Source organism: Nocardioides sp., from assembly GCF_004803405.1.
Lineage (GTDB): Bacteria > Actinomycetota > Actinomycetes > Propionibacteriales > Nocardioidaceae > Nocardioides > Nocardioides vastitatis.
In genome coordinates this window covers 1871-6906 of sequence record NZ_SSXI01000028.1, presented here as the reverse complement: position 1 = coordinate 6906, position 5036 = coordinate 1871, and the positions used below count along the sequence as shown (strand labels likewise).

5 protein-coding genes are annotated in these 5036 nt (G+C 71.3%); 2 read left to right on the top strand and 3 right to left on the bottom strand.

All coding sequences use genetic code 11. The features are described from left to right. The coding region (locus E7Z54_RS02150; RefSeq protein ID WP_206055960.1) for a homocysteine S-methyltransferase family protein at positions 1 to 351 on the bottom strand (351 nt) is incomplete at its 3' end. A 154-nt stretch (positions 352 to 505) separates the two neighbouring features. Between E7Z54_RS02150 and E7Z54_RS02145 the strand changes: the two genes are divergently transcribed. After that, complete coding sequence (locus E7Z54_RS02145) at positions 506 to 2857, top strand: ATP-binding protein (RefSeq protein WP_136431359.1); 2352 nt, start codon at positions 506 to 508, stop codon at positions 2855 to 2857. A gap of 37 nt (positions 2858 to 2894) precedes the next feature. On the opposite strand, the gene E7Z54_RS02140 is transcribed toward E7Z54_RS02145, so the two are convergent. Both E7Z54_RS02140 and E7Z54_RS02135 read right to left on the bottom strand, forming a co-directional pair. Then, complete coding sequence (locus E7Z54_RS02140) at positions 2895 to 3479, bottom strand: hypothetical protein (protein WP_136431357.1); 585 nt, start codon at positions 3477 to 3479, stop codon at positions 2895 to 2897. Between the two features lie 180 nt (positions 3480 to 3659). Further along, positions 3660 to 4598 carry an alpha/beta fold hydrolase gene (locus tag E7Z54_RS02135; protein ID WP_168798121.1) on the bottom strand — a complete coding sequence of 313 codons (939 nt, stop codon included), beginning with the start codon at positions 4596 to 4598 and terminating at the stop codon, positions 3660 to 3662. A 246-nt stretch (positions 4599 to 4844) separates the two neighbouring features. Between E7Z54_RS02135 and E7Z54_RS23660 the strand changes: the two genes are divergently transcribed. Beyond that, positions 4845 to 5036, top strand: a 192-nt coding sequence (locus E7Z54_RS23660) for a hypothetical protein (protein ID WP_206055959.1), incomplete at its 3' end; no start/stop codon positions are given.

Genomic DNA, 5036 nt, shown 5'->3' with positions numbered 1-5036 from the left:
CAGCGTCGCGGCCGGGACGCCGTACCGGCCGCGGTACTCGGACCCGTCGGCCAGCACGGCGCCGTACGGCCCGACGGATCCGGCCACCAGCAGCCGCCGGCCGGTCTCGGCTGCGACCTCGTCGCGCACGTCGCGGGCGATCCGGACGCTCGCCGCGAGCAGCTCGTCGCTGGCCTGGTAGCTGGCTGAGGTCGCGACGTCGGCACCGGCCTCGTAGTAGGTCCGGTGCACGGCGGCGATCTCACGGGGGTCGTCGAGCAGCAGCCGCGCGGTCCAGAGGTCGGTGCTCAGGTCGTGGCCGCGGTCCTCGAGCGCGTTGGAGAGCCCGCCGTCAAGGATCGTGACCGTCATCAGGCCAGGACGTCGATCGGCAGGTGGGCAGCAGTCATGTCCCGACCGTAGTCCGGCACCGGTCGCGAATCCCGGTAGGAGCCGTGGGGAACCCTGGTGCCGCTGTTGCTGCCGACAGGGATCCTGAGGGCCGCCGGGGGACTACGATCGTCGCATGGGTCACCCCGAGCGGGGTGCGAGCTCGGGTCGTTTCCTGGCGCTGAGCAGCTTCGTCGGCCGTCGACGCGACGTGGCGGAGGCCAGGCGCCTGCTCTCCATCTCTCGCCTGGTGACCCTGACCGGCCCGGGCGGCGTGGGCAAGACCCGCCTGGCCCTGGAGGTCGCGAACACCGTGAGCCGGTCGTTCTCCGACGGCACGGTCCTCGTCGAGCTGGACCAGGTCAGCGACCCGGCGCTCGTCGTGCACACGGTCGCAGCGTCGCTCGGTCTGCGGGAGCAGGCGGGTCGCGCGCCACTGGAGATGCTCATCGACTACCTGGCCTCGCGGCGGCTGTTGCTCGTGCTGGACAACTCCGAGCACGTCATCGACGCCACCGCGGCGCTCGCCGACGCCCTGCTGCAGGCCTGTTCGGACCTTCAGATCCTGGCGACGAGTCGCGAGTGGCTGGGAATCGAGGGCGAGGTCGTCATGCCGGTGTCGCCCCTCGCGCTGCCCGATCCGGCCCAGCCCGACGACCGCAACCTGCTCGAGTACGGCGCCGTGGAGCTCTTCGTCGACCGGGCCACCTCGGTGGTGAGCGACTACGGCCTCACCGAGGGCAACCGCCGCGACGTCGCCGAGATCTGCCGGCGACTCGACGGGCTGCCGCTGGCGATCGAGCTCGCTGCGGCGCGCCTGCGCGCCTTCTCGGAGAAGGAGGTGCTCGCCAGGCTGTCCGACCACCCACACCTGTTGAGCTCCCCACTGAGACAGGCGCCGGCGCGGCAGCGGACGCTGCGCTCGTGCATCGAGTGGAGCCACGGCCTGTGCTCGCCCCTGGAGAAGCTCCTGTGGGCGCGGCTCTCGGTCTTCGCCGGAGGCTTCGAGCTGGACACCGCGGAAGCGGTCTGCTCGGGCGACGGTCTGGACGTCGTCACGGTCTCGGAGCTCCTGGCGAACCTGCTCGACAAGTCGATCCTGACCGGGGAGCGTCATCCGGACGGGGTCCGCTACCGGATGCTGGACACCATCCGGGAGTTCGGCCGCGAGCAGCTCGGCCAGAGCGAGGAGCGGGCACGCCTCCAGCGCAGGCACCGAGACGCGTACCTGCGGATGGTGGAGCAGGCGGACGCCGAGTGGGTCAGCGCTCGGCAGGTCGCATGGTTCGCCCGGCTGGACCGGGAGCACACCAACATCCAGGCCGCCCTCGACTTCTCCCTCACCCGGCCCGCTGAGGTCGATGCCGCGCTTCGCATCCTGACCGCGCTCTTCCACTTCTACTGGTGGGGCCGCGGCTGGGCCCGGGAGGGTCGGCTGTGGTTCTCCCGGGCGCTCGACCAGCCGGGACCGCCGTCCGCCGTACGCGCTCGCGCGCTGCTCACCGACGGCTCGCTCGCCCTTGCCGACGGCGACTTCGCCGGCGGCCGGCAGAGACTGGCAGCAGCCCGGGAGATCCTGGCCACGGTGGCAGACCCCGCGAGCGCTGCCTGTGCCCACTGGGTGGAGGGGTCGGTACGGCTCTACAGCGGCGATCTTCCTGCCGCGACGAAGGAGTTCGAGGCGGGCCTCGCGCTGCTGGAGCCGGGGCGCGACCTGACTGTCCGGCTCGACCTGCTCCTGTCCTTGTCCTTCGCGCCGGCGCTGCTCGGGGACGTCGAACGGTCGGCCTGGTGCCACGAGGAGACCATGCGGATCACCGAGCCCGAGGGCGAGTGCTTCCACCGTTCGTACGCGCTGTGGACCATCGGCCTGTCCGTCCTCCAGCGGGGAGACCTTCCCGGGGCGGTCGCGCTCATCCAGCAGAGCATCGACCTGCGCCGCGGGATCCGCGACCTGACCGGGCTCGGCTGGTCGGAGGAGACCCTCGCGTGGGCCGAGCACGCGCTGGGTCACCATGAGCGGGCGGTCATGCTGTTGGGTATCGCCGACAGCCTGTGGGAGGTCATGGGGCGCCCCCTGCTGACCTACCAGCACATGTACCCGCACCACGAGGCGTGCGTGCAGGGCGCCCGCGCGCAGCTCGGTGACCAGCGGTTCGAGGCCGCCTTCCGGCGCGGACGTGCCCTGAGCGTCGATCAGGGCGTCGCCTACGCCCTGGGCGAGCTGACCTCGCACGCGGCAGCCGCGTCGTCGGAGCAGGACACCGTCCTCACGGCTCGCGAGCGTGAGGTCGCCGAGCTGATCGGCGAGGGCCTCAGCAACCGGCAGATCGCGGCTCGGCTGACGATCTCGGTGCGGACCGCGGAGACCCACGCCCAGCGCATCCTGACCAAGCTCGGCTTCCGCTCGCGGGCGCAGATCGCCGCATGGGTCGCCCAGCAGCACGCCACCGACCGAACGGCGTCGCCGACCGGTTCGCCGCGCTGACCCCGGTGGCTCGGAGCACCCTGGTCCGCGTGCTCCGCTAGGGAAGCGTGACGTTGATGACGACCGACCCGGTGGTCCCGGTCACCGGCCCGCCGCCGGCGACGCAGGTGGACATGTCGTCGCTGAGCCTGGACTCCAGGCGGTCGACCTTGGCCCCGGCGTAGTAGCCGTTCTTGATGGTGCCGGTCGCATGCAGCAGGACGTGCCCGTTCATGCGTTCGCCCTCCACGGAGTCGATCGTGTAGGCGCTGGTCGTGCCGTCGGCCCACTTGAGCAGTCCGTTGAGGTTGTGCGCCCCGAGGGCGCCCGTGCAGGACGTCACGATCGTGCCGTTCACGCTGTCCGAGACCAGCGCGCGCAACGGCGCATCGCTCGGCACCAGGGCCGGGACGAACCCGGTGTCGGAGTGGAGCGTCACCGTGGCCGCGACCGCCGTCACGGGCGGGTCGTACGACGCGACGCCGGCGCCCATCCCGGCGAGGATCTGGGTGGTGGTCATGCTGCCGCCTCCTTCGGTCGCGCGCGCCGGCGAGGAGACGGCCAGACCGGCGGTGGCCGCCAGACCACCGACCAGCACAGTGCGGCGTGCCGGGGACGGGTGGTGCTTCCTGGACTGCTCCATGTCGCTTCTCCATCTGTGCGGTCGGCCCGCAGGCCACGGCACGGGAGGTGCCGAACCGAGTGAAGGCCCGAGTGGGGAACGCTGACATCGACAGGCGTCACGGGGGAGAGGGCGGGACGCATTTGGTCCACGGTTCGTCCGGTCCTGGTGCGACCGGCGCCGTCGCGAGAGGCGGCCGGATCAGGCCGCGGCCGCCCCGGTGTGCCAATCGTCGAAGATGCGCAGATAGGCCTCCGGGTCCTCGAGCATCAGCGCGTGACGCCGGTCGTCGAGCACGTGGCCCTCCCAGTCCGGTCGCTCCGCAAGCACGGCCCGGAGCACTTTCGCGGGGACCAGGGCGTCCTGCGTGCCTCCGAGCAGGAGCGTCGGAGCCTGGACCTGCCGGACCGCGCGCCAGCTGCATCGAGGGTCGGCCCACAACGAGGAGATCGAGCGGGTGGCGGACAGGAGAGCCCGACGCCGGTCCACGCCCGCGATGTCCTCGGCGAAGTCCGCGGCCATGAGGTCGAGGACTGCACGGTCCACGCCGTCCGGGTCGGGGAAGATCAGCCTGAGCATCGCACGGTTGCGACGCGCGTCGAGCCCGGGACCGGCGAGCCCCACGACGCCCAGGGCGGCTGCCGTGAGGGATGAGATCGCGACCGGCAGCATCCCGTCGATCGTGGCCCGGTTCGGTCGCAGGAACCCCAGTGGCGTGCGCGGCGGCAACGCCGGGGACACCAGGACGAGTCGGTCGACCCGGTCAGGATGCTTCGCGGCGAGGAGGGTCCCGATCAGGCCGCCCATCGAGTTGCCGTGCAGGGTGAACCTGTCCCAGGCGAGGGCATCGGCCACCTCGAGCACGAAGTCCCGATACCCCTGCACGGTGAGGGAGTCGTCGTCGACGATCGGCGTCCGACCGAAGCCGGGCAGATCGACGGCCACGACCGGGCCGCGTCGTGAGAGACCGCGGATCACCTCCACCCACGTCACCGACGAGCCGCCGAGGCCGTGCACGAGCAGCTGCGGCTCGGCCCCCGGCGTCCGTCGGCCTCGCGCGGACAGGATCCGGACTCGGCGGCCCTCCACGTGGAGGAACCTGTCGGTCACGGAGGGCCAGTCGGCGAGTCGCTTGCTCACACCACACACGATTCCCGATGACGGCGAAACCATGCCGGTGGGTCGGATGAGCACGGTCCAGCTGATCCACGCCTGGTCGATCCGCCTGGACCACGGGCGGACCAGAGCGGACCAACTGCCGGACCAAATGCGCTCCACCCCTGGGCTCCTCGCACGGAACGGCTGCAGGGTGAAGGGGCATCTACCACTCGGGAGTCCTCGCAGGTGTTGTTTCGGGACTCCATCCCTCCGAGGAGAGAAGTTGTCATGACGCGCATGCCTGCACCACCAAGTCGTACGACCGCGGCAGCAAGGTCGCTGCTTCGGCGATGGACGATCGTCGTGATCTCGTTGCTGGTGGCGGTGACCGGCCTTGGTGCCGTCGCCGGGCCGGCCTCGGCTGCGACGGTGTACGAGATCAAGGGCGAGTGGGTCAGTCCCCCCGCCTCCATCTCGCGT